At 71.3% G+C, this 18,201-nt stretch carries 24 protein-coding genes; 7 read left to right on the top strand and 17 right to left on the bottom strand.

Annotation, left to right across the window (positions count from 1 at the left end):
- Nucleotides 1–151: 151 nt before the first annotated feature.
- The 4 genes from AC07BF_RS21170 to AC07BF_RS21155 all read right to left on the bottom strand — a co-directional run bounded on the left by AC07BF_RS21170 (nt 152) and on the right by AC07BF_RS21155 (nt 3,089).
- On the bottom strand, nt 152–1,201 hold the full coding sequence (locus tag AC07BF_RS21170) for a transglycosylase family protein (RefSeq protein WP_400806582.1): 1,050 nt from the start codon (nt 1,199–1,201) through the stop codon (nt 152–154).
- Nucleotides 1,202–1,238: 37 nt separating this feature from the next.
- Nucleotides 1,239–2,489, bottom strand: coding sequence for an NlpC/P60 family protein (locus tag AC07BF_RS21165; RefSeq protein ID WP_478333744.1), 1,251 nt, complete (start codon nt 2,487–2,489; stop codon nt 1,239–1,241).
- A gap of 107 nt (nt 2,490–2,596) precedes the next feature.
- Nucleotides 2,597–2,947, bottom strand: a complete 351-nt coding sequence (locus AC07BF_RS21160) for a hypothetical protein (protein ID WP_363632737.1) — start codon at nt 2,945–2,947, stop codon at nt 2,597–2,599.
- Between the two features lie 7 nt (nt 2,948–2,954).
- Entirely contained in the window at nt 2,955–3,089 is a 135-nt protein-coding gene (locus AC07BF_RS21155; protein WP_363587130.1) for a hypothetical protein, read from the bottom strand.
- A 338-nt stretch (nt 3,090–3,427) separates the two neighbouring features.
- Between AC07BF_RS21155 and AC07BF_RS21150 the strand changes: the two genes are divergently transcribed.
- Nucleotides 3,428–4,399, top strand: a complete 972-nt coding sequence (locus tag AC07BF_RS21150; RefSeq protein ID WP_363632735.1) for a helix-turn-helix transcriptional regulator — start codon at nt 3,428–3,430, stop codon at nt 4,397–4,399.
- A 168-nt stretch (nt 4,400–4,567) separates the two neighbouring features.
- A complete protein-coding gene (locus tag AC07BF_RS21145; protein WP_478333743.1) occupies nt 4,568–5,317 on the top strand; it encodes a DUF4232 domain-containing protein in 750 nt (249 codons plus the stop codon).
- Nucleotides 5,318–5,372: 55 nt separating this feature from the next.
- On the opposite strand, the gene AC07BF_RS21140 is transcribed toward AC07BF_RS21145, so the two are convergent.
- The 5 genes from AC07BF_RS21140 to AC07BF_RS21120 form a co-directional block, all read right to left on the bottom strand.
- Nucleotides 5,373–5,801: a lasso peptide biosynthesis B2 protein gene (locus tag AC07BF_RS21140; protein WP_331745183.1), complete on the bottom strand. Its 429-nt coding sequence runs from the start codon at nt 5,799–5,801 to the stop codon at nt 5,373–5,375.
- Complete coding sequence (locus AC07BF_RS21135; RefSeq protein WP_363586890.1) at nt 5,798–6,055, bottom strand: lasso peptide biosynthesis PqqD family chaperone; 258 nt, start codon at nt 6,053–6,055, stop codon at nt 5,798–5,800. The genes AC07BF_RS21140 and AC07BF_RS21135 overlap by 4 nt, the downstream gene beginning before the upstream one ends.
- A complete protein-coding gene (locus AC07BF_RS21130) occupies nt 6,056–7,888 on the bottom strand; it encodes an asparagine synthase-related protein (protein WP_400806597.1) in 1,833 nt (610 codons plus the stop codon).
- A gap of 11 nt (nt 7,889–7,899) precedes the next feature.
- Nucleotides 7,900–8,040 (bottom strand): lasso RiPP family leader peptide-containing protein, encoded by a 141-nt coding sequence (locus AC07BF_RS21125; protein WP_350878647.1) that lies wholly within the window; start codon nt 8,038–8,040, stop codon nt 7,900–7,902.
- A 291-nt stretch (nt 8,041–8,331) separates the two neighbouring features.
- The gene (locus AC07BF_RS21120) at nt 8,332–8,853 is read right to left on the bottom strand and encodes a cytochrome P450 (protein WP_478333742.1); all 522 of its coding nucleotides are present in this window, start codon (nt 8,851–8,853) and stop codon (nt 8,332–8,334) included.
- A 19-nt stretch (nt 8,854–8,872) separates the two neighbouring features.
- Here AC07BF_RS21120 and AC07BF_RS21115 point away from each other — a divergent pair, with 19 nt between their 5' ends.
- Nucleotides 8,873–9,430, top strand: a complete 558-nt coding sequence (locus tag AC07BF_RS21115) for a hypothetical protein (protein ID WP_478333741.1) — start codon at nt 8,873–8,875, stop codon at nt 9,428–9,430.
- Nucleotides 9,431–9,548: 118 nt separating this feature from the next.
- Here the strand turns inward: AC07BF_RS21115 and AC07BF_RS21110 are convergent, their stop codons facing one another.
- The 3 genes from AC07BF_RS21110 to AC07BF_RS21100 form a co-directional block, all read right to left on the bottom strand.
- Nucleotides 9,549–10,127 carry an acyltransferase family protein gene (locus AC07BF_RS21110; protein WP_363586893.1) on the bottom strand — a complete coding sequence of 193 codons (579 nt, stop codon included), beginning with the start codon at nt 10,125–10,127 and terminating at the stop codon, nt 9,549–9,551.
- Nucleotides 10,100–10,567 (bottom strand): acyltransferase family protein, encoded by a 468-nt coding sequence (locus tag AC07BF_RS21105; RefSeq protein WP_363586894.1) that lies wholly within the window; start codon nt 10,565–10,567, stop codon nt 10,100–10,102. The genes AC07BF_RS21110 and AC07BF_RS21105 overlap by 28 nt, the downstream gene beginning before the upstream one ends.
- Before the next feature lie 257 nt (nt 10,568–10,824).
- On the bottom strand, nt 10,825–11,799 hold the full coding sequence (locus AC07BF_RS21100; protein WP_478333740.1) for a helix-turn-helix transcriptional regulator: 975 nt from the start codon (nt 11,797–11,799) through the stop codon (nt 10,825–10,827).
- A 55-nt stretch (nt 11,800–11,854) separates the two neighbouring features.
- Here AC07BF_RS21100 and AC07BF_RS21095 point away from each other — a divergent pair, with 55 nt between their 5' ends.
- Together AC07BF_RS21095 and AC07BF_RS21090 are read left to right on the top strand one after the other, a co-directional pair.
- The gene (locus AC07BF_RS21095; RefSeq protein WP_363586896.1) at nt 11,855–12,028 is read left to right on the top strand and encodes a hypothetical protein; all 174 of its coding nucleotides are present in this window, start codon (nt 11,855–11,857) and stop codon (nt 12,026–12,028) included.
- The gene (locus AC07BF_RS21090) at nt 12,025–12,630 is read left to right on the top strand and encodes an NIPSNAP family protein (protein WP_363586897.1); all 606 of its coding nucleotides are present in this window, start codon (nt 12,025–12,027) and stop codon (nt 12,628–12,630) included. Before AC07BF_RS21095 ends, AC07BF_RS21090 begins: the two co-directional genes overlap by 4 nt.
- Nucleotides 12,631–12,804: 174 nt before the next feature.
- Here the strand turns inward: AC07BF_RS21090 and AC07BF_RS21085 are convergent, their stop codons facing one another.
- On the bottom strand, nt 12,805–13,851 hold the full coding sequence (locus AC07BF_RS21085) for a glycosyltransferase (protein WP_363586898.1): 1,047 nt from the start codon (nt 13,849–13,851) through the stop codon (nt 12,805–12,807).
- Nucleotides 13,852–14,442: 591 nt separating this feature from the next.
- On the opposite strand from AC07BF_RS21085, the gene AC07BF_RS21080 reads away from it, so the two are divergent.
- Entirely contained in the window at nt 14,443–14,583 is a 141-nt protein-coding gene (locus AC07BF_RS21080) for a hypothetical protein (RefSeq protein ID WP_478333739.1), read from the top strand.
- Nucleotides 14,584–14,619: 36 nt separating this feature from the next.
- Here the strand turns inward: AC07BF_RS21080 and AC07BF_RS21075 are convergent, their stop codons facing one another.
- The 4 genes from AC07BF_RS21075 to AC07BF_RS21060 all read right to left on the bottom strand — a co-directional run bounded on the left by AC07BF_RS21075 (nt 14,620) and on the right by AC07BF_RS21060 (nt 16,762).
- Complete coding sequence (locus AC07BF_RS21075; RefSeq protein WP_363586899.1) at nt 14,620–14,796, bottom strand: SRPBCC family protein; 177 nt, start codon at nt 14,794–14,796, stop codon at nt 14,620–14,622.
- On the bottom strand, nt 14,793–15,029 hold the full coding sequence (locus AC07BF_RS21070; protein WP_363586900.1) for a hypothetical protein: 237 nt from the start codon (nt 15,027–15,029) through the stop codon (nt 14,793–14,795). The genes AC07BF_RS21075 and AC07BF_RS21070 overlap by 4 nt, the downstream gene beginning before the upstream one ends.
- A gap of 150 nt (nt 15,030–15,179) precedes the next feature.
- Entirely contained in the window at nt 15,180–15,872 is a 693-nt protein-coding gene (locus AC07BF_RS21065; protein WP_363586901.1) for a DUF1062 domain-containing protein, read from the bottom strand.
- 413 nt (nt 15,873–16,285) lie between these two features.
- Nucleotides 16,286–16,762 (bottom strand): helix-turn-helix transcriptional regulator, encoded by a 477-nt coding sequence (locus tag AC07BF_RS21060; protein ID WP_478318980.1) that lies wholly within the window; start codon nt 16,760–16,762, stop codon nt 16,286–16,288.
- A gap of 447 nt (nt 16,763–17,209) precedes the next feature.
- Between AC07BF_RS21060 and AC07BF_RS21055 the strand changes: the two genes are divergently transcribed.
- Entirely contained in the window at nt 17,210–17,836 is a 627-nt protein-coding gene (locus AC07BF_RS21055) for a class I SAM-dependent methyltransferase (protein ID WP_363586902.1), read from the top strand.
- Nucleotides 17,837–18,201: the final 365 nt, after the last annotated feature.

Here is an 18,201-nt window from a genome sequence, read left to right as displayed (position 1 = left end):
CCTTGTCTGACCGTCCAGTCTCGCGCCAAAAGCGGCGGCCTGCACCTCGTGGTGCAGGCCGCCGCCCGGTGTGCGCGGCGTTGTCAGGCCGCGGTCCTCAAGTCCCGCCGTCGGCCCCGGTTCGCGTCCAGGTGAGCCGGTCGGTGAGCGGTTACCAGCTTCCCTTGAGGGGGATCCAGCCCGGGTTGCCGAACGTCGTGGTCACGGCGGCGGTGCTGTTGTCGTTGGTGAGGTAGAACGTCGCGGTGGCCGGGTCGTAGCCGCCGACGCTGTCCTTGCCGGAGCCGTTCCAGTCTCCGACGAGGGGCTTCCAGCCGGGGTTGCCGAACTTGGTGGTCACGGCGGTGGTGCTGTTGTCGTTGCTGAGGTAGAAGGTCTGGGTGTTCGGGTCGTAGGCGCCGATGCTGGTGACGCCGTCGCCGTTCCAGTCGCCGACCAGCGGGGTCCACCCCGGGTTGCCGAACTTCGCCGAGCCCGCGACGGTGCTGTTGTCGTTGCTCTCGTAGAAGGTGGCGGTGGCCGGGTCGTACGCGCCGATGCTGTCCTTGCCGTCCTTGTTCCAGTCGCCGACCAACGGGATCCAGCCGGGGTTGCCGAACTTCGCGGTCACGGCGGTGGTGCTGTTGTCGTTGCTGAGGTAGAACGTGGCGGTGCTGGGGTCGTACGCGCCGACACTGGCGACGCCGTCGCCGTTCCAGTCGCCGACCAGCGGGATCCAGCCCGCGTTACCGAACTTCACCGAGCCCGCAACCGTGCTGTTGTCGTTGCTCTCGTAGAAGGTCTGGGTCGCCGGGTCGTACGCGCCGATCCGGTCCGAGTACGGCTTGGCGTGGTCGGTGCTCAGGCCCGCGTTGCAGTTGGGCCAGGCACCCGGGCCCTGGCCGGCGAGGATCTTCTCCGCTACGAGGATCTGCTGCTTCTTGGAGGCGAGGTCGGGCCGGGAGGCGTAGGCCACGCCGCCGTAGGCCTTCCAGGTGGGCAGTGTGATCTGCAGGCCGCCGTAGTTGCCGTTGTTGGTGTTGATGCTCCAGTTTCCGGTGCTCTCGCACTGGGCGACCTTGTCCCAGGTGGCCACCGAGGCGGCTTGGGCCGGTGCCTGGGAGGCGACGGACAGGACGGCCGCCCCCAGGGCGACAGCGGCGAGCGAGCGGGTGCGACGGGTGTGACCGGTCTGACGGGCGGTCGACTTGTTCTCGGGCATGCTCGACTGACTTCCTCTCGTGTCGGTTGGGGGCGGACTACCAGCGGCCGGCGATCGGGACGTCGCCGGGGCTGCCGTAGACGAAGCTGGTGGCGGTGGTGCTGTTGTCGTTGCTGAGGTAGAAGGTCTGGGTGTTCGGGTCGTAGGCACCGATGCTGGTGACGCCGTCGTTGTTCCAGTCGCCGACCAGCGGGGTCCAGCCCGCGTTACCGAACTTCACCGAGCCCGCGACGGTGCTGTTGTCGTTGCTCTCGTAGAAGGTCTGGGTCGCCGGGTCGTAGGCACCGATGCTGTCCTTGCCGTCCTTGTTCCAGTCGCCGACCAGCGGGATCCAACCCGGGTTGCCGAACTTCGCGGTCACTGCGGCGGTGCTGTTGTCATTGCTGAGGTAGAACGTGGCAGTGGCGGGGTCGTACGCGCCGACGCTGTCCTTGCCGGAGCCGTTCCAGTCACCGACCAGCGGGATCCAGCCGGGGTTGCCGAACTTCGCGGTCACTGCGGCGGTGCTGTTGTCGTTGCTGAGGTAGAACGTCGCGGTGGCCGGGTCGTACGCGCCGACGCTGGCGACGCCGTCGTTGTTCCAGTCGCCCACCAGCGGGGTCCAGCCCGCGTTACCGAACTTCGCCGAGCCCAGCGTGGAACCCGCGTTGTCGCCTTCGTAGAAGGTCTGCGTGGACGAGTGGTACACGCCGGCCTTCGTGGCCCGGGTCTGGACGTCGTCGACGATGTTCTTGTAGCGCAGGGCCTTGTACTCGCTGTTGGGGTGCGAGTCGAGGGTGCCGTTGATGGACGCGCCGGTGACGTGCTTCACCGGGGTGGAACCGAAGGAGTAGTACGAGAAGGTGGTGTGCGCGGCGTCGTCCCACTTCTCGAAGAGGAGGACGTGGTTGTAGTAGCTGTTGAGGACGTCGCCGGCCTTGAGCTCGCTGCGCGGGATCTCGTAGGTGTAGGAGTCCGCGATGCCTTGGGTGTTGGGGCTCGCGCCCAGGTGCCAGGCCATGGAGACGTAACCCGAGCAGTCCGTACGGTAGTTGCGGCCGCTGGAGTCCGGGTAGGAGCCGCCCTGGTTGTAGGGGATCGACTTGCCCAGCCAGTACTGCGCCCGCTGGATGACCTCACTGCGGGTGACCTTGCCGTCGATCGAGGACGAGGCGGAGACAGCGGCGGTGGCCGCGTGAGCCGCGGTGGTGGTGACGGCCGTCGCGGCTATCGCACCGGAAGCGGCGAGGGAGGCGGCGAGGGCGACGTGGGCGAGCCTGGACAGCGTGGACAGCGTGGACGAAGGCATGGCGGAACTCCTCTTGCTGGTTGCGGGTTGCGAGGTCGAGACGGCGTCGGATGCCGGACAGCGTCGTGCGGGCGCAGCGGTACTGCGGGTTCAGCGGCGGCGTGGGTTCAGCAGCCGGGGGGCGCCGGTGGCTGGTAGCGCCGGCGCATCAGGGGGGAGGCCTGGTGGCCTCGGGCGATCAGGACGTGGGCCCGGCTCAGGGTGTCCTGGTCGACGGCGGGGTCACGGCTGGCGAGGTAGACGAGCAGGTCGACGCGGTCGGCCTCGCTTCGGACAGTGATGTGCTGGAGGCCGTCGTCGGGGCGGGCGTGGGCCCACAGGACGGCGCGGACCTCGGCCGCCTCGCCCGCTTTGTCCACCTCGGCCACCTCGGCCGCCTCAGCCGCCCCAGCCGCCTCGCCGGACGGGACCGGCCCGGCGCTCTGCCTGCGGTGCAGGGCGGCGTAGATGACGTCCATCCGCGGGTCAGCCGCCCCAGCCGAAGCTGGCGTTGACGGCGGTGTCCGGGGTGCTCACCGACAGGACGGCGGGGGCGGCGAGCAGCGCGCCCAGCGAGATGGCGATGGCCGCGGCGGCCTTGGCGATACGGTTCTGGATCACGATCGGCTGTCCTCAACTGTTGCTGACACGAAGGGATTTCTCCGATCGGTGCGTCCCGCGGTTGACGCTCCGTCCGGCTGCCGTCCGGGCTGTCTTCCTGGCGGCGATCACTAGCTTTGCCGGTCGGGGGGCTGCTCGGAAGGCCTTGCGGGTGTCGCCAACCGGCCTGTCCGACTCCGGACAGGCCGTCATGGACATGACCAGAACTGGGTGGCGCGGCCTGCCGTCGAGGCCGGATATTCGACCTTGAGGGCCGTGTCATCCCATGAAAGGATCATGAAGCTTCGTGTGCTGTCACAGCCACGAGAGCTCACGGATCATCACACAAGGGGGACACCATGTTGCAGGCGCTTGGACTATCGGCCCGCGCCGAACAGGTCTACCAAGCCCTGCTCGACCACCCCGCCGACGACGTCGAAGCGATAGCCGGGCGCTGCGCGACCACCGCCACCCAGGTCCACGACTGCCTCGACGAACTCGGCGCCCTCATGCTCGTGCGCGCCTCCGCCGACCACCCCGGCCGGATGCGCGCCGTCGACCCGGCCGTCGGCCTCGCCGAGATGCTCGCCCGTCAGGAAGCCGACCTCGCCGCCCGCCAGGCCGCCCTCGCCGCGTCCCGCGCCGCCGTCACCCGCATGGTCGCCGAGCGCGCCGAACACCACGCCGCCCACGGCGAACGCCTGCTGGGCATGGACGCCGTCCACCACCGCCTGGAACAGATGAGCCGCACCACCACCACGGAAGCCCTCAGCAGCCAGCCCGGAAACCAGCACCCCGAGGACCTCGACTCCTCCCGCCCCGGCGACGCCGGCGCGCTCGCCCGCGGCATCACCATCCGCACTCTCTACCAGGACTCCACCCGCCACCAGCCGCACGTCACCGGATACGCCCACTGGCTGCTCAGCCAGGGCGGCGAAGTCCGCACCGCCCCCACGATCCCCCAGCGCATCGTCATCGCCGACCGCCGCGAGGCCCTCGTCCCCATCGACCCCGAGGACCACCGCAAGGGCGCACTTCACGTCACCGAACCCGGCATCCTCACCGCCCTGCTCGACCTCTACGAGCAGGCCTGGAACACCGCCGTCCCGCTCGGCGCCGCCTCCCCCGGCGACCCCACCACCGGACTCACCGCCACCGAGCGCGAACTGCTGCGCCTGCTCGGTAACGGTCTCACCGACGACACCGCCGGCCAGCGCCTGGGCATCTCCTCCCGCACCGTCGGCCGCCACATGGCCTCCATCATGGAGCGGCTCAACGCCAGCAGCCGCTTCGAGGCCGGCATCAAGGCCGCCCAGAACGGCTGGCTCTGACCGGCCCGAAGTACGCCGTGTCAACCCGCGGCGCCCCGACCGATTGTCACAGTCCGATCCTCGCGATGTCCTGGTGATTGTGACGCCACACGTGCCACCGAAAGTCACTGACCGACCGTCATGGTGGGTGTCCAGCAAGCCAGCACGCACCGCCATCGGGGAGCCACCATGTCCGTCCGCCGCCGTCGCCCGCTGCTCGTCACCGCCGTCCTCGCCGTCGGCGCCGGACTCGTCCTGACCGCCTGCGGGCCCGACAACACCGACCCGGCCGCCGGCCCGAAGGCCTCCCCCACCACCGCGGCCGTCACACCCGCCCCCACCGGCGCGGCCCCCGCAACCGGGGCACCGACCGCCCCGGCCACGGGCCCGGCCTCGCACACCCCCACGGGCGCACCCCACACGCCGTCCGGCACCAGCCCCTCCACCAGCGCCCGACCCGGCACCGGCAACGCCCCCGCCCCCGCCGACGCCAGCCCGTGCGACATCAACAACCTCTCCATCCACGTCACCGCACGCCCCGGAGCGCCCAGCCAGCGGGTCATCGAAGTCCACAACACCGGCACCAAGGCCTGCAGCCTCAGCTCCTCCCCCGGCGTCAACCTCGGCAACTCCACCGCCCGCGACCAGAGCAACAACATCCGGCCCGTACTCGCCAGCGGCACCCAGCGCTTCCCCGTCCCCGCCGGCCAGAACGCCTACGCCGTCATCGACCTCAACCCCGGCGGCGCCACCACCGGCACCACCCCCGACATCAACGAACTCAACGTCCTCGCCGACCAGGACGACACCAACATGCCCCTCGCCGCCACCCACAACTTCCCGCTCACCAGCGACACCCGCGTCCTCAACCCCCACCTGGGCAACTACCGCGCCACCGTCACCGACGCCGTCACCTCCATGACGGCCGCAGGCAAGTAACCCCGACCACACCACCGGCACCCACCCACGGCCGGACCCGGGCGAGGCGACGAGGTCACGGGCCCGGTCGGTGTTCCGGTGCGACGGTGATCAGCGGGTGGAAGTGGGCGAGTTCGGCGGGCTCGTCGACGGGTTCGCCGTCGGCCTCGATCCACGCGTGGGCGCGGAAGGGCGCGGTTCGCACGCCCGTGCGCCAGGTCGGCCAGGTGCCGCGCGTGCGGCACAACAGCGCTGCGGCGATCGAGCGTTGGAGACATCCCTGGCCGGCGCAGCGCATGCTGAGGGCGACCACGGCCTGCCGGGCGGCCAGTGCCTCGGCCCGGCCGGCGGGGCGGGCGCCGCGCCGCAGTGCGCTCATCAGCCGACGGATCCGGGCAGGGGGGAGCCGTTCGACCAGCCGCGCCGCGCCGATCGCCGCGAGCACGGCCGGCCGCAGGTGCCAGGGCGGCCGGCCCACGTGGTCGGCGTGCGCGTGCAGGCTCATCCGGTGACCAGCCCGGCGGTGCGCAGGCTCTCGTGCAGCCGGTCGACGTCGGAACGTGCCCGGGCCGCCGTGACCGGGAACCGGCCGCCGAGGTCGGCGGCGATCTCGTCGGCGGTCCGGTCCTCCAGCAGGGACCGCAGGATGAGCAGCCCGGTGCGGTTCAACTGGAAGTAGCGGCCGGAGCGTTCGTCCAGGACGACGGCGCCGTCGTCGGTCGGGGTGAGCGTCACGTCGGGGCGCAACCGGGTGGCCATTCAAGCTCCTTGGGCGGTGGTCGGGGAAGCGGGGTGCCGGCTCGTCCCGTGGGCGCGCAGCCAGTGCTCGCAGGCGAGCGTCGCGTCCAGGGCCGCGTAGGAGGTGCCGGGCGGGTACAGCCCGAGGCAGGCCTGCCGGAGGACGGCGGGGTCGACCAGTCCGGCGCGGGCCAGGGCGCTGTCGTCGATGAGCGCGGCGAGTTCGGCGCGGTGGCGGGCGAGCCCCTGGTAGGTGTCCGGACTGAAGTCGCCCTTGCCGGTGCGCCGGAGGAGGTCGGCCGGCACGTCGGGCGCGACGGCCGCGGTGAGCAGCGGCTTGTACGCGAAGGGCGTTCCGCGGGTGGCGGGGTCGGCGGCCAGGCAGGCGTCGAGGACCTGGTCGTCCAGGAAGGGCACGCTGTACGGCGTTCCCGCGCGGGCGGTGGCGTCGATCAGCTGCCGCATGGCCGCCGCGCTGTGCCGGACCATGCGCAGCGCCTGGTGCTGGGCGTGCTCCGGCGCCAGCGGTTCCGAGCCCTGGCCGGCCCGCAGCTGTTCGCGTACCAGTTCGGCGGTCCGGGCGGTGGCCCAGGGCGGCAGCCGGGGTGCCATCCCCCAGCCGAGCAGTTGGGTGGTGCGCGGCGGGTCGGGGTGGGTGAGGCGGTCGGCGGCGCGGGCGAGCCAGGCCGAATACGGCCGGGGGTCGCTGAGGGCGCTCAGGGCGTCCGGTAGCGTCCAGCGCAGGCGGGCCCGGTGTCCGCGCAGGTGGCGGGCGGCGGTGGCCGGGTGCCGTGGCAGGACGGTGCGCAGGTAGGCGGGCAGGGCCTGCAGCACCTCGTCGCCGCCTTCGCCGCTGATCCGCAGCCGGGCGCCGTGCGTCGCGAGCAGCCGGGCGACGGCTTCGTCGCGGGCTCTGGTCCGGGTCCAGGCGAACGGTTCGTCGCCCTGCGGTCCGGGTGTGTCGATGTCGGCGAACATCGCGGGAATGTCCTCGGCCGCCAGCACGAGTCGTCGGCCGGGCAGGTGGTGCGCGGCTCGCTGCGCCCAGGCGGCGTCCTCGTGGTGGGGGTCGACGGAGCCGATGGTGACGGTGAGCAGTTCGGCCGGGCCCGTGGCGGCCAGGAAGCACAGGGGTGTGGAGTCCAGCCCGCCGGAGAGGTCGGCGGCGATGAGCCCGCCGTCCCTGGTCCGGGTGTCGACGGCCCGGCGCAGGGCCTGGCCGAGCGCCGTCGCGGCTTCGGGCCGGGCTCGCCGCGGGGCCGGCGGGTGCCAGTGGGCGACGGTGCGGGCGGGGCGTCCGGGGGCGAGCACGGCCGCGTGGTTCGGCGGCACGGCGGCGAGTCCCGGCCACAGGGGCAGCGCGTCGACGGGGTGCGGCAGCGGCTCGGCGAGCCTGAGGGCGAGCCGGTCGAGGGACGGGCTGAGGCCGGCGGCGGCGGCCAGGACGTCGGCCCGGTCGGACAGCACGGGGACGCCGTCGACCTCGGCCAGGTGGAGTCGGCGCAGTCCGGACAGCGAGCCGCGCGCGGCCACGGTGCCATGCACGGTGGCGAGGAGGTGGAAGCTGCCCGCGAGGTCGCCGCCGAGGGCGAGCACGTCCCGCGGGTCGCGAACGCGTTCGGCGTGGCGGCGCAGGCGGTGCGGGTCGGCGTCGGAGGTGCCGAACACGGCCAGCGCGACCGGTCCGGCCTGGGCGGTGACCGGCTCGTCGGCCGGCCAGTGGCCGAGGATCCAGGGACGCCCGCTGGGGTGGTGCAGGGCACGGCACTCGGCCGTGCCCCACACCGCGGCCGTCGCGGCCCCGGCTTCGGTGTCCGGAAGGACCACGAACCAGGTCCGCGGGTGACCGCTCATCGGCCGGTTCCTCAGGGGGCGAGGTAGTAGCCGTGGACATCGGACTGGTTGCCGATGTCGAAGCCCCGGGTGAGGTCCGCGAAGTCACCGAGTTCGATCAGCATCGGGGGCTCGTACACGTCCAGCGTCGGGGGCTCGTACACGTCGGTCATGACGATGTCCTCTCGTTCACAAGGAGTGGGACGCGATCACCGGCCGGTCGAGTACAACTGTTCTCTGCCGACTCCCCGATGGACAAGCGGTGCCGGAGGCTTCGGCCGGAACCTGACGGTCTCCCACCTGGGCGGCCGGTGCCGCTCCCGGGGCTGCCGGGCACGTGAGTGCCGGTCCGCGCGCACGGAGGGCGGAGGGGCTGGATCCGGCCAGAGGGAAACGCGGGAGAACGCGGGCCCGCCGCTGCCGTGGCCGCCGGCGGGCGCCGCGAGCCCTCGAAGCCCCGGACGTCACCAGAGGACCGGCATGCTCCGCAGGCCGAAGACGATGTCGTTGTGCTTGAACGCGGACTGCGCCAACGGCTCGGCCAGCCGTAGCCCCGGCACGCGGCGCAGCAGTGTGGTCAGCGCGACCTGCAACTCGATCCGGGCCAGCTGCTGGCCGATGCACTGGTGCGGACCGAACCCGAACGCCAGGTGCGTGCGGGGCGGTCGGCGCAGGTCGACGGTGTCCGGGGCCGGGAACAGGTCCTCGTCCCGGTTTCCGGACGGGATCGCGGCGACCAGCCAGCTTCCCGCCGCCACCGCGGTACCGCCGACGGTGACGCCCTCCGTGGCGTACCGCAGCAGCCCGAACTGGATCACGGACAGGTAGCGCAGCAGTTCCTCCACGGCCGTGCCGATGGTGTCCGGGGCGGCCCGCAGCGCGGCCGCCCGCTCCCGGTCCGCCATCAGCACCAGGGCGCTGAGCGCGATCATGTTGGCCGTCGACTCGTGCCCGGCGACCAGCAGAAGTACGCCGAGCGTGGCCAACTCCCCTACGGTGGGGGGGGTGTTCGGTCGTCTCGCCGCGGACGATCAGCCGGCTCAGCAGGTCGTCCTGCGGCTCGGCCCGGCGCCGAACGATCAGCTCGCCGAGGTAGCCCTCCAGCCGCCGGGTGGCCGCGTCGCGGGTGGCCGCGTCGGCCCCGAAGCCGATCAGCACCTCGCTGTCGCGCTGGAAGGACTCGTGGTCGTCGTAGGGCACGCCGAGCAGCTCGCAGATCACCAGCGACGGGATCGGCAGCGCGAAGTCCCGTACCAGGTCGGCGCTCGACCCGGCGAGCATCGCATCGACGTGCCGGTCGGTGATCCGCTGGACGGACGGACGCAGCGCCTCCATCCGTCGCACGGTGAACTCACCGATCAGCAGCCGTCGCAGCCGTGCGTGCTCTTCCCCGTCCAGCTGGATCATCGAGCCCGGGGCCGGGTCGCGCCGGTCGTAGGAGGGCAGCATGTGCATCGATCCCGCGCCGCGGGAGCTCAGCCGGGGATCCGTGAGCACGCTCCGGATGTCCTCGTAGCGGCTGACCAGCCATGCGTCCATCCCGGCCGGGCAGCGCACCGGTGACACCGGCGCGTGGGCGCGCAGCCGGGCGTAGGTCTCGTCGGGGTCGAGGGGGCGGGAGTCCGGCCGGGTGACCGGGAATTCAGGGAGTCCGAGGAGTCCGGGGAGTTCTGATGCCGGGTCAGGGCTGGGTTTCGTCATGGGTGACGGCTCCAGGATGACGGAGGGAGAGCTCATCGCGCCGACGCGTACGGGGCCGGCCGTCCTCACGGACCGGGGTGGGTCCGGCGCGGCGGCCGCGCGGCCGGCTGAAGCGTCGGACCGCCGGGCGTTCGACCAGTGTGTAGAGGGCCGCCGCGAGGACGAGGCTGATCGCGACGGTGAGCAGGATGTGCACCAGCCGCGTCGACGCGGCGCCGCCCGCCGTCCCGCCCGTGGCGTGCACGCCGTCGATCGGGCCGTACTGGATCACGAGGTAGTGCACGAGGTAGAGGGCGAACGAGATCTCGCCGAGCCACACCATGGTCCGGCCGCTGAAGGGGGTGCGTGCGGTGCGTACGTCGGCGGAGGCGGCGGCCGCGATCAGCAGGGCGAGTGCGGCCGCGGTCGGTCCGGCGCAGAGGCGGAACACGCCGGGCAGGTGGGACTGGACCACCACGCAGGCGATGGTCAGCAGGAACGCCGGCGTCATGCCCAGACGGATCCACTTCCCCGAGATCACGATGCGCGCCATCAGGATGCCGAAGACGAATTCGAGCATCCGGTCAGCCCGCCGAGGGCGTCGAAGTCGGGAATCCAGGGCTCGATCAGCAGCAGCGGCGGGATCGTGTTGATCACCATGATCGGAACGCCCGCAGCGGCCATCAACGCCACGGTGGCCGTGAAGGTCGTCAGGTGATTCGGAAGGATCTTCACCAGGCGTCGGCGCCAGAACAGTCCGGCGGTGTCGTTCGGGTCGGCGACCCAGGTGAGGATGAAGCCGCTGAGCACGAAGAAGAACGCCACCCCGACCGGTCCGAGGGTCGTGATCAGGTACGGCAGACCGGGGTGTATCGATCCGACGATCTGACCGGCCAGGTGGGATACCAGCACGGCGAACGCCGCGATGAACCGCATACCGGTCAGCGACGGCAGGCGGCTCGGACGAGCGGACGGTTCCGGCGTCTGCATCACCGCTTCCCTGTCGATGACGACATCCACGCCACCAGGGCTTCCCGGGTGGAATCCGAGCATGTGCGCAGACTGTTTGGGCCACTATCAAATGGCCCCGCCGGAACGGTCAAGCGGATTTCCTCGATGCACCGCATCGCACCGTGCGACCCAGCGGATCGGCCCAGCGGATCGGCCCAGCGGATCGGCCCAGCGGATCGGGCAGGCAGGCCGGCCCGGGCCGGCGGACAGGCGACCCGGCACACGTCCCGTCAGAGGCGTAGGGCAGGGAAGGGAATTCACCCACGTCAGGCCCCGTATCGGTCGGCGAGTGCGCGGGCGGTCGCGGCCAGCCGGGCACGCAGCTCCGGTGGTTCGAGGACCTCCACGTCGGTGCCCAGTCTCAGGAACTCGTCGTGGGCGTGGCCAAGGGACTCGATGGGCACGGACGCCCTGGTCCAGCCGTCCGCCTCGGTCACCCCCGAATCCGTGACCGCCCGGTCGAACGCGCGGCCGAGCTGCTCGCGGCCCCGGGCGACACCGCGCGGCGACAGTCGCACCGTCGCCTCCGCGGTGTGCAGTCGGGCATGGAAGTCGGCGAGCCGGTCCCGCCAGTGTGCAGCCAGGTCGAAGCTCGCGGGTATCTGGAACTCCTCTTCCAGTTCTCGCAGTTCGAGGATCTGGTCGACCCGGTACGTACGCGGGGTGGCACCGCCCGCGGCAGCGACCAGATACCAGCGGCCGGCCTTGAGGACCAGTCCGTACGGCTCCAGTCGCCGTTCCACCTCGGTGGGCGCCTTCCACCGTCGGTAGCGGACCCACACCCTGCGCCGGTCCCAGAGCGCGGCCGCGACGGCCGCCAGGTGCGGCGTCTCGTCCACGTCCCCGTACCAGCCGGGCGCATCGAGGTGGAAGCGCTCCTGGATCAGCCCGGCCCGCTCGCGGAGCTCCGCCGGTAGGGCGGCCCGCAGCTTGAGCTGGGCGGCCGCCAGGACCTCGCCCAGGCCCAACTCGGCCGCCGGGCCGGGCAGCCCGGCCAGGAACAGGGCCTGCGACTCATCGGCGGTCAGGCCCGTCAGCCGGGTGCGGTACCCGTCGAGCAGCCGGTAGCCGCCGCCGTGACCGGCCTCGCCGAACAGCGGGATCCCGGCGGCGCCGAGCGCTTCGAGGTCCCGGTAGACCGTGCGGACCGACACCTCCAGCTCGTCGGCGAGCTGCCGGGCCGTCATCCTTCCCCGGTTCTGGAGGAGCAGGAGCAGCGAGATCAGTCGGCTGGCGCGCACAGCTGTCAGTATCCACTGACAGGAGGTGTCAGTGGACCGGTTCTAGCCTGCGGCCATGATCGATTCCGACTTCCTCCACGGTTCCCGGGGCATGGCCGTCCGCAGACTCACCGGGGTTCCGGCCGGCGGTGACAGCCGGGCGCAGGAGTTCTCCGTGAACGGCGGACACAGCCGGGCGCTCGACCGGGTCACGGAACTCAGCCGTGTCCAGTTGCAGGACGCCTCGTGAGCATCGTCGAACTGCGCCAGTACACCCTGCACCAAGGTGCCCGCGACACTCTGATCGACCTCTTCGAGCGGGAGTTCGTGACCGGACAGCAGGCAGTGGGCATCACCGTCGGCGGCCGGTTCCGGGACCTGGACGACCCGGACCGCTTCGTCTGGCTGCGCAGCTTCCCGGACATGGCGTCGCGGGCACGAGCACTGCACGCCTTCTACTACGGGCCGGTCTGGAAGGAGCACCGGGACGCCGCCAACGCGACGATGGTGGACTCGGACGACGTCCTGCTGCTGCGCGGCCCGGGCTTCACCACCCCGGCCGACGCCGGACCGGTCGTCGCGACCATCTGCCACCCCCTGGACCCCGCCGCCTTCGCCGACCACTTCGAGCGGCGTCTGCGCCCGGAACTGGCCGTCCGGACCCCGCCGTTGGCGGTTCACCGCACCGAACACGCGGAGAACGACTTCCCCGCCCTGCCCGTACGGGCCGGCGAGGACGTCCTGGTGTGGTTCACCACGGGCGACACCGCCCCCCTGCCGGACCTCTCGACACACCTGCACTCCGCCCCGCAGCAACTGCACCTCTCGCCCGTGCGGCAACACTCCCGCTGAAGCCTGTCGCAGCGGGCCGTGGGTGGGCAGGCCGACGTCCGGCCTGACCTGCTGCGTCACCCGCCGAGCACGGGGTCGTGCGAGGTGGCGACGGCCTGCACCGCGCTGGTGCGGGCCGTCGCTCCCCGCTTTCGGGCCGGTGGCCGGCGGGAACGGAGCAGTCCGGCTGGAGGACTACGAAGCGGCCGGTGGTTCCACCCGGGCGTGCGTCTCCGGCGGCACCGGGAAGCGCCTCAACAACTCCTCCATCCAGGCGGCCGGATGGGTGGCCTTCGCCGCCCCGCCGGGGAGGGCACGCGCTTTGCGGATGCCCTCGATCAGTGCCTCGACGGCGGCCCGGGTGGTGTACCGGTCGGCGACCCACTGACGGCCCGCCCGCCGCACCTCGTCCTGGCCGGGCAGGTCGAGCAGCTCAAGGGCCTTGTCCGCCAACCGATCCGTTTCGAGCTCCGGGATCCGCCACGCGGACGGCGAGTCGAACAGTTCCGCTCCGCCGCCGGCGGCGTAACCCGTCACCAGGCAGCCGCTGGCCATCGCCTCGGCCGGCGGCAATCCGAAGCCCTCGCCCTCGGGCGCTCCCAACGCGATGAACACCGACGTGTCGGACAGGACGCGAGCGACCTCCTCGTGGGGGACCGCGTGGATGTCGTACAGCTCCACGCCCTCGAACCGCGGGTCGGCGTGCAGCAGACGGCGGAGCAGAGTGGTCTCGATCGGGCGCTTGCGGGACATCCACGCGATGCGCCGAACCCGCTCGGTCGACGCCGGTCGGAACAACTCGGTGTCAATGACGTTCGGCACCAGGTGCGGTTCGAACTCGGGCAGGGCGCGGCGGAACATGTCGACGCCCGCCTTCGAGATCGTCCACAGAGCCGGCCGGTCCGACCATCCCGGATACGGGCCGGGTTCGGGGCAGGTCAGGAAGTTGACGTAGTGCCCCTGCGAGTAGATCACCTTGTGGCCGCCGGGCGCCGGGTCGTGGCCCGGCACCACGCTGACCTCGTGCAGCACCAGCACGTCCTCGGGCCCGAGGTCCAAGGTCATGCCGGACAGCGTCGGCACGTCGTCGTCGAACCACGTGTAACGGAATCCCGGCGTTGGCGTCCAGCGGAACGCCTCGACGCCGACGGCCCGCAGCAGCGAGACCTGCTGGTTCAGCACCCGAATGCCGCCCAGCGGGAACTGGAACTCGAACGACGCGTAGATCACTCGGCCGGTCATCGTGCCTCCCTGAGAAACAACGATCGGTAGGACCAGACCACGGGGGTTACGGGCGTGGGCGGTTGGGCCGGGGAGGCGGCATCGCCTTCCCGGTGCCGTGGAGCAACATCCGTGCACAGCGGCTGGGCCTGGCCCGTACTCATACGCTCAGGGTGGCAGCAATGCCCCCGCGTGTCACCGGCCCGACGCGGTCGAGGGACCGGCGCTACCCGGGGCGCTCTCCGGGCTGCCGCCCCTGCCAAGGAGTGGGACGCAATCACCGACCGGTCGAGTACAACTGTTCTCTGCCGACCCCCCGATGGACATGCGGCGCCGCGGGCTTCGGCCGGAACCTGACGATCTCCCACCTGGGGGGCCTGTGCCGCTCCCGGTACCGCCGTCGGCGGACGGAAGGCAGAGGGGCTGCACACGGGCACGGAACCCCGTCGCGGCCAGGACCGGAGAGGGGCGCCGAGCGCAGGACCACAGACGAAGCCGCCGATGCGAGAGTTGACTCTCACGCCATGGCCTCCAACAATCGCCTGGACGATATCGAGATCACTGACCCCCAAGCCATGCGGGCCTTGGCGCATCCGGTGCGGCTGGCGATCCTTGACCACCTCCACCGACACGGGCCCGCTGTGGCGGGATCGGCGGTTCCGCCGCTTCTGGGCCGGTCAGTCGGCCTCACAGTTCGGCGACAGGACCACCGAACTGGCCCTGCCCCTGATCGCCGTCAGCACCCTGGTGTGACTGGTCAAGGTAGTTGTCACCTGGTCGCGATGTCTGTCACCACCCGCTTCCCGGAAGCCTCCCGGAGGAGGGCGCGGGCAGCTTGGTGCTGAAGGCGAGAGCCGTGCCGCCGCCCTCGTCGGTCAGGTCGAACCGGACCCGCCCGTGCGGGTCGAGGTCCAGCTCCAACAGGGTCGGCGGATCGTAGGCCGTGACGGCGCCGGAGGCGATCACGGTGCGGCCGTCGGGATCGGTGGCCAGCAGCGCAGCACCACCGCGCCGCCCTCCGCCGGATCCAACCGGTCGGTGGCAGCCAGCCAGCGCCGCAGCAGGGTCGGGCGTGGCAGGTGCCGCCGTACCGCGGCCACCGGCTGCGGGTAGTGACGGTAGAAGCACACAGCCTGGTGACCTGCGTCGATGGCGACGATCATGCCGTCGGGCCTGGGGACGCCCGGGGAGCCGGTCACGCTCCGATCATCGGCTGCCACCACCGTTGCGGTACCCCGGACTGCGTCGTCGGAGGAGGCTGGACCCACCACGCGGGAGCCCACCACGCGGCTCACGAACGGCGAGTCCGTGAGCCGCGCACGGGTACCGCCCCGCACCGAGCCGTCGGCCTACGCCCCGGACACCGCGCGCGACAGGCGCAGCGGCGCCTCGACGGTGTCGGCGGCGCCGAGTTCGCGCACCGCCTCCCGCCGCGTCGCCGCGACCGGAGCCGCGAGCTGAGCCAGGGTCGCCGCCGGAGCGTGGACCGTCAGCTCGAAGTCGCGGCGCGCCTTGGCGTCCGGGGCGAGCGGCAGGCGGATGCGGCCGTCCGCGACCATCCGGCGGACCCGGCTGCGGCTGAGGCCGAGGCCGGACATGAGCAGGCGTTCGACCCGGACCGGGACCGGCAGCTCGAAGCTCACCAGCACCGTCAGCGGGGTCGGATCGTCGATCGCGTGGAGCGGCGTGCGTGCCTCCAGCTCCCAGGTGCCGCTCCAGTCCAGGCGGTAGCCGTTCTTGGCGGCGAGCGACGCACTCATCGTCAGTTCCCGCACCACGGCGAGGTCGTTGTTCTCGTACGCCTCCCTGCGGGCGGGTTCCAGCGATGACGTGTGGACGCGCTCGTGGACGGGCACCTTCGAGGTCCGGTCGCAGCCCGCGCAGCTGAGCAGCAGCCAGACGTCGATGAGCTTGCCGTTGGCGTTGACACGGATCTTGCCTGAGGGCCGGTGCCGTGTGCTGGAGCAGTCCGGGCAGCTGCGGACGACGGTGGGCAGCGCGGACTGGCGCACGGCCCAGCGGGCCTTGCGTTCGGTATGCATGGTGGTCTGTTTCCTGGTTCAGCAGGAACGCGCGCAGGCCGGATCGGCTGGATCGGCCGGGGCTCCTGGGATCTGACGAGTGCTCACGAGGGCGCGTGTCATCGCCTCGGGGCGGGTGGCCGCATGGCGGGCGCCCCGAGGTCGATCGCGCGACAGGTGTGTCTCTCCGTGGCAACTCGCGACAGCGCGTCTCATCGCCTCGGGACATGGCCACATGGCGGCATGGCCGAGCGCCGAGGGCGGTCGATCGCGTGAGCGCGCGTGTCATCGACTCAGCGCGCGGCCGGTGGCCCGGCGCAGAGGTCGATCGCGTAGGGGTGAGTTGCTACGTGGCAGTCGTCAGCACAGGTACATGCCGCACATCGTGATCTGGGCCGCGCTCCCCCGCAACCGGTTTTTTCGGACCAGCGCCGTCAGACCAGCGCCGCCAGTTCCCCGCGCGAGCCGACGCCGAGCTTCGGATAGGCCTTCCAGAGGCGGTAGGCGACCGTTCGCGAACTCAGGAAGAGCTGGGCGGCGATGTCCCGGTTGGACATCCCCTGGGCGACGAAGCGGACGATCTGCGTCTCCTGGAGCGTCAGGTCGGCGTAGTGCTCTGGTGATGCACACGGCGGCCGTCCCCCGCCGGGTTGGAGCGCCGGCCTTGACCGGCCGGTTCGCTGCCCCAGGCGGTGACAACCGCCGTGACCAGGCGAGGCAGGTGACCCCGTGCCGAGTGTGATCAGCGTGACCACGCGGGCACTGCTGGCGGACAGCCAGGACTCGGTCGACAGAGCAGACCAGCCGACGAGGATCGGTAAGAGGAACCGGTCGAGTGAGTCGGCCTTGGCCAGTCGGAGGTAGGCCCCCCATCCTGCGCTCCGGGCGTCGGCTACAGGCAGGGTGTTCATGGTGCGACACGAATCATCGACATAACCGAAAGTGATACATCACACGCTCTTAGCAATCAACCGAGGTGGGAGGCAATGATCGAGGCGCGGCGACGACGGCGGGCGGCGCCGGCAGGCCGACGCCGAAGCCGTGCAGGCTCTGCGCCGCGAAGTCGGTGTTCCAGCGGGTCCAGCGGCCCCTCGTCTCGCGCCGGTAGAACAGGACCGTCGCCGGCCCTTGCCAAGGTGGGTTATCACCTAATCCGCCGGTGGGAAGCCCTGTAAGTGCCTATTCCTAAAGATTCCAGCGACGTTTGCCCAGGTCGGAAATCGAACGCCGATGTCAGGGGTTGTCGGCGAGCCGGACCGTCACCTTGATCTGTGGGGCCAGAGGTGGCCGCCGGACCCGGCCGGAGGCAGCCGGAATGGAGTCGCTCCGCCGGCCAGAGACCGTTACGGTGCGCCATTGTGGATGCTGAAGATCCGAAGGACTTGGTCCGGCGTGGGTACGATCTGCTGTCCGCGCATTACGAGCGGGTGTTCAACAGCGAGACGAAGTACGGATCGTGGATCGAGGAGTTGCTCGGGCGGCTCCCGGAGGCGGGCGTGGTTCTGGATGTGGGGTGCGGGACAGGAGTCCCCGTGGTCCGGTCGCTCGCCGCAGCGGGGCACCGTGTCACGGGCGTCGACATCAGCGACGTCCAGGTCCAACGGGCTCGGGAGCTGGCGCCGGAGGCCGAGTTCATTCGAGCGGACGCCACGACCCTGGCGTTCCCGTCGGGGACCTTCGACGCTGTGATCTGCTTGTACGCGCTGATCCACATTCCTGTCGAGGAACAGCCTGCCCTGCTGGGGCGGATCGCATCGTGGCTGCGGCCGGGAGGCTGGCTTGTGGTCACCACCGGGCATCAAACCTGGACCGGGACCGACGAGAACTGGCTCGGTGGCGGGGCTGCGATGTGGTGGAGTCAAGCGGACGCGGACACGAACCGGTCCTGGCTGCTGCAAGCCGGTTTGGAGGTATCGCACGAGGAGTTCGTCCCCGAGGGCGACAGCGGCCATATCCTGTTCTGGGCACGGCGACCCGGGAGCTGACGGGCCGTGCGGGGCCTGACAGAGTGGTCGCGGGGATGTGCGCCGCGGACGAGACCGGGCCCTGGTGGTGGACGTAACCGTGAGAACGATCAGTCCCGCTGGGCTTCGCGGGACGCCGGCTGGCCTGCCCGCCGGGGCAGAACCACGAAACCCTAGAACACGGCCCGGCCGGGATTCGAGCGGGGCAGGAGAGGGTCGGTTCATCCCGTCTGAGGCAGTGAGGCGATCCAGCGGCGAACAGGATGACATCCAGCGCCAGCAGACACGCCACCACGATCGACGTGCCGTTCGAACGATCCGACCGACCAGCCCGTCGAAGGAGTGATCGTCAATTCCTGTGGATCGCTGAGCCGTGGTGGTGGCGG

The organism is Kitasatospora sp. NPDC043950 (assembly GCF_056435345.1).
This window is presented reverse-complemented; position numbering and strand designations above follow the sequence as displayed.

What these genes read in the sequence shown, in the direction of transcription:
- AC07BF_RS21145 (WP_478333743.1), top strand. Translation starts at nt 4,568, where the DNA reads ATGTCCGTCCGCCGCCGTCGCCCGCTGCTCGTCACCGCCGTCCTCGCC.
- AC07BF_RS21140 (WP_331745183.1), bottom strand. Translation starts at nt 5,801, where the DNA reads ATGAGCCTGCACGCGCACGCCGACCACGTGGGCCGGCCGCCCTGGCAC.
- AC07BF_RS21150 (WP_363632735.1), top strand. Translation starts at nt 3,428, where the DNA reads ATGTTGCAGGCGCTTGGACTATCGGCCCGCGCCGAACAGGTCTACCAA.
- AC07BF_RS21170 (WP_400806582.1), bottom strand. Translation starts at nt 1,201, where the DNA reads ATGCCCGAGAACAAGTCGACCGCCCGTCAGACCGGTCACACCCGTCGC.
- AC07BF_RS21135 (WP_363586890.1), bottom strand. Translation starts at nt 6,055, where the DNA reads ATGGCCACCCGGTTGCGCCCCGACGTGACGCTCACCCCGACCGACGAC.
- AC07BF_RS21085 (WP_363586898.1), bottom strand. Translation starts at nt 13,851, where the DNA reads ATGACCGGCCGAGTGATCTACGCGTCGTTCGAGTTCCAGTTCCCGCTG.
- AC07BF_RS21125 (WP_350878647.1), bottom strand. Translation starts at nt 8,040, where the DNA reads ATGACCGACGTGTACGAGCCCCCGACGCTGGACGTGTACGAGCCCCCG.
- AC07BF_RS21065 (WP_363586901.1), bottom strand. Translation starts at nt 15,872, where the DNA reads ATGCATACCGAACGCAAGGCCCGCTGGGCCGTGCGCCAGTCCGCGCTG.
- AC07BF_RS21095 (WP_363586896.1), top strand. Translation starts at nt 11,855, where the DNA reads ATGATCGATTCCGACTTCCTCCACGGTTCCCGGGGCATGGCCGTCCGC.
- AC07BF_RS21060 (WP_478318980.1), bottom strand. Translation starts at nt 16,762, where the DNA reads ATGAACACCCTGCCTGTAGCCGACGCCCGGAGCGCAGGATGGGGGGCC.
- AC07BF_RS21130 (WP_400806597.1), bottom strand. Translation starts at nt 7,888, where the DNA reads ATGAGCGGTCACCCGCGGACCTGGTTCGTGGTCCTTCCGGACACCGAA.
- AC07BF_RS21110 (WP_363586893.1), bottom strand. Translation starts at nt 10,127, where the DNA reads ATGCTCGAATTCGTCTTCGGCATCCTGATGGCGCGCATCGTGATCTCG.
- AC07BF_RS21160 (WP_363632737.1), bottom strand. Translation starts at nt 2,947, where the DNA reads ATGGACGTCATCTACGCCGCCCTGCACCGCAGGCAGAGCGCCGGGCCG.
- AC07BF_RS21165 (WP_478333744.1), bottom strand. Translation starts at nt 2,489, where the DNA reads ATGCCTTCGTCCACGCTGTCCACGCTGTCCAGGCTCGCCCACGTCGCC.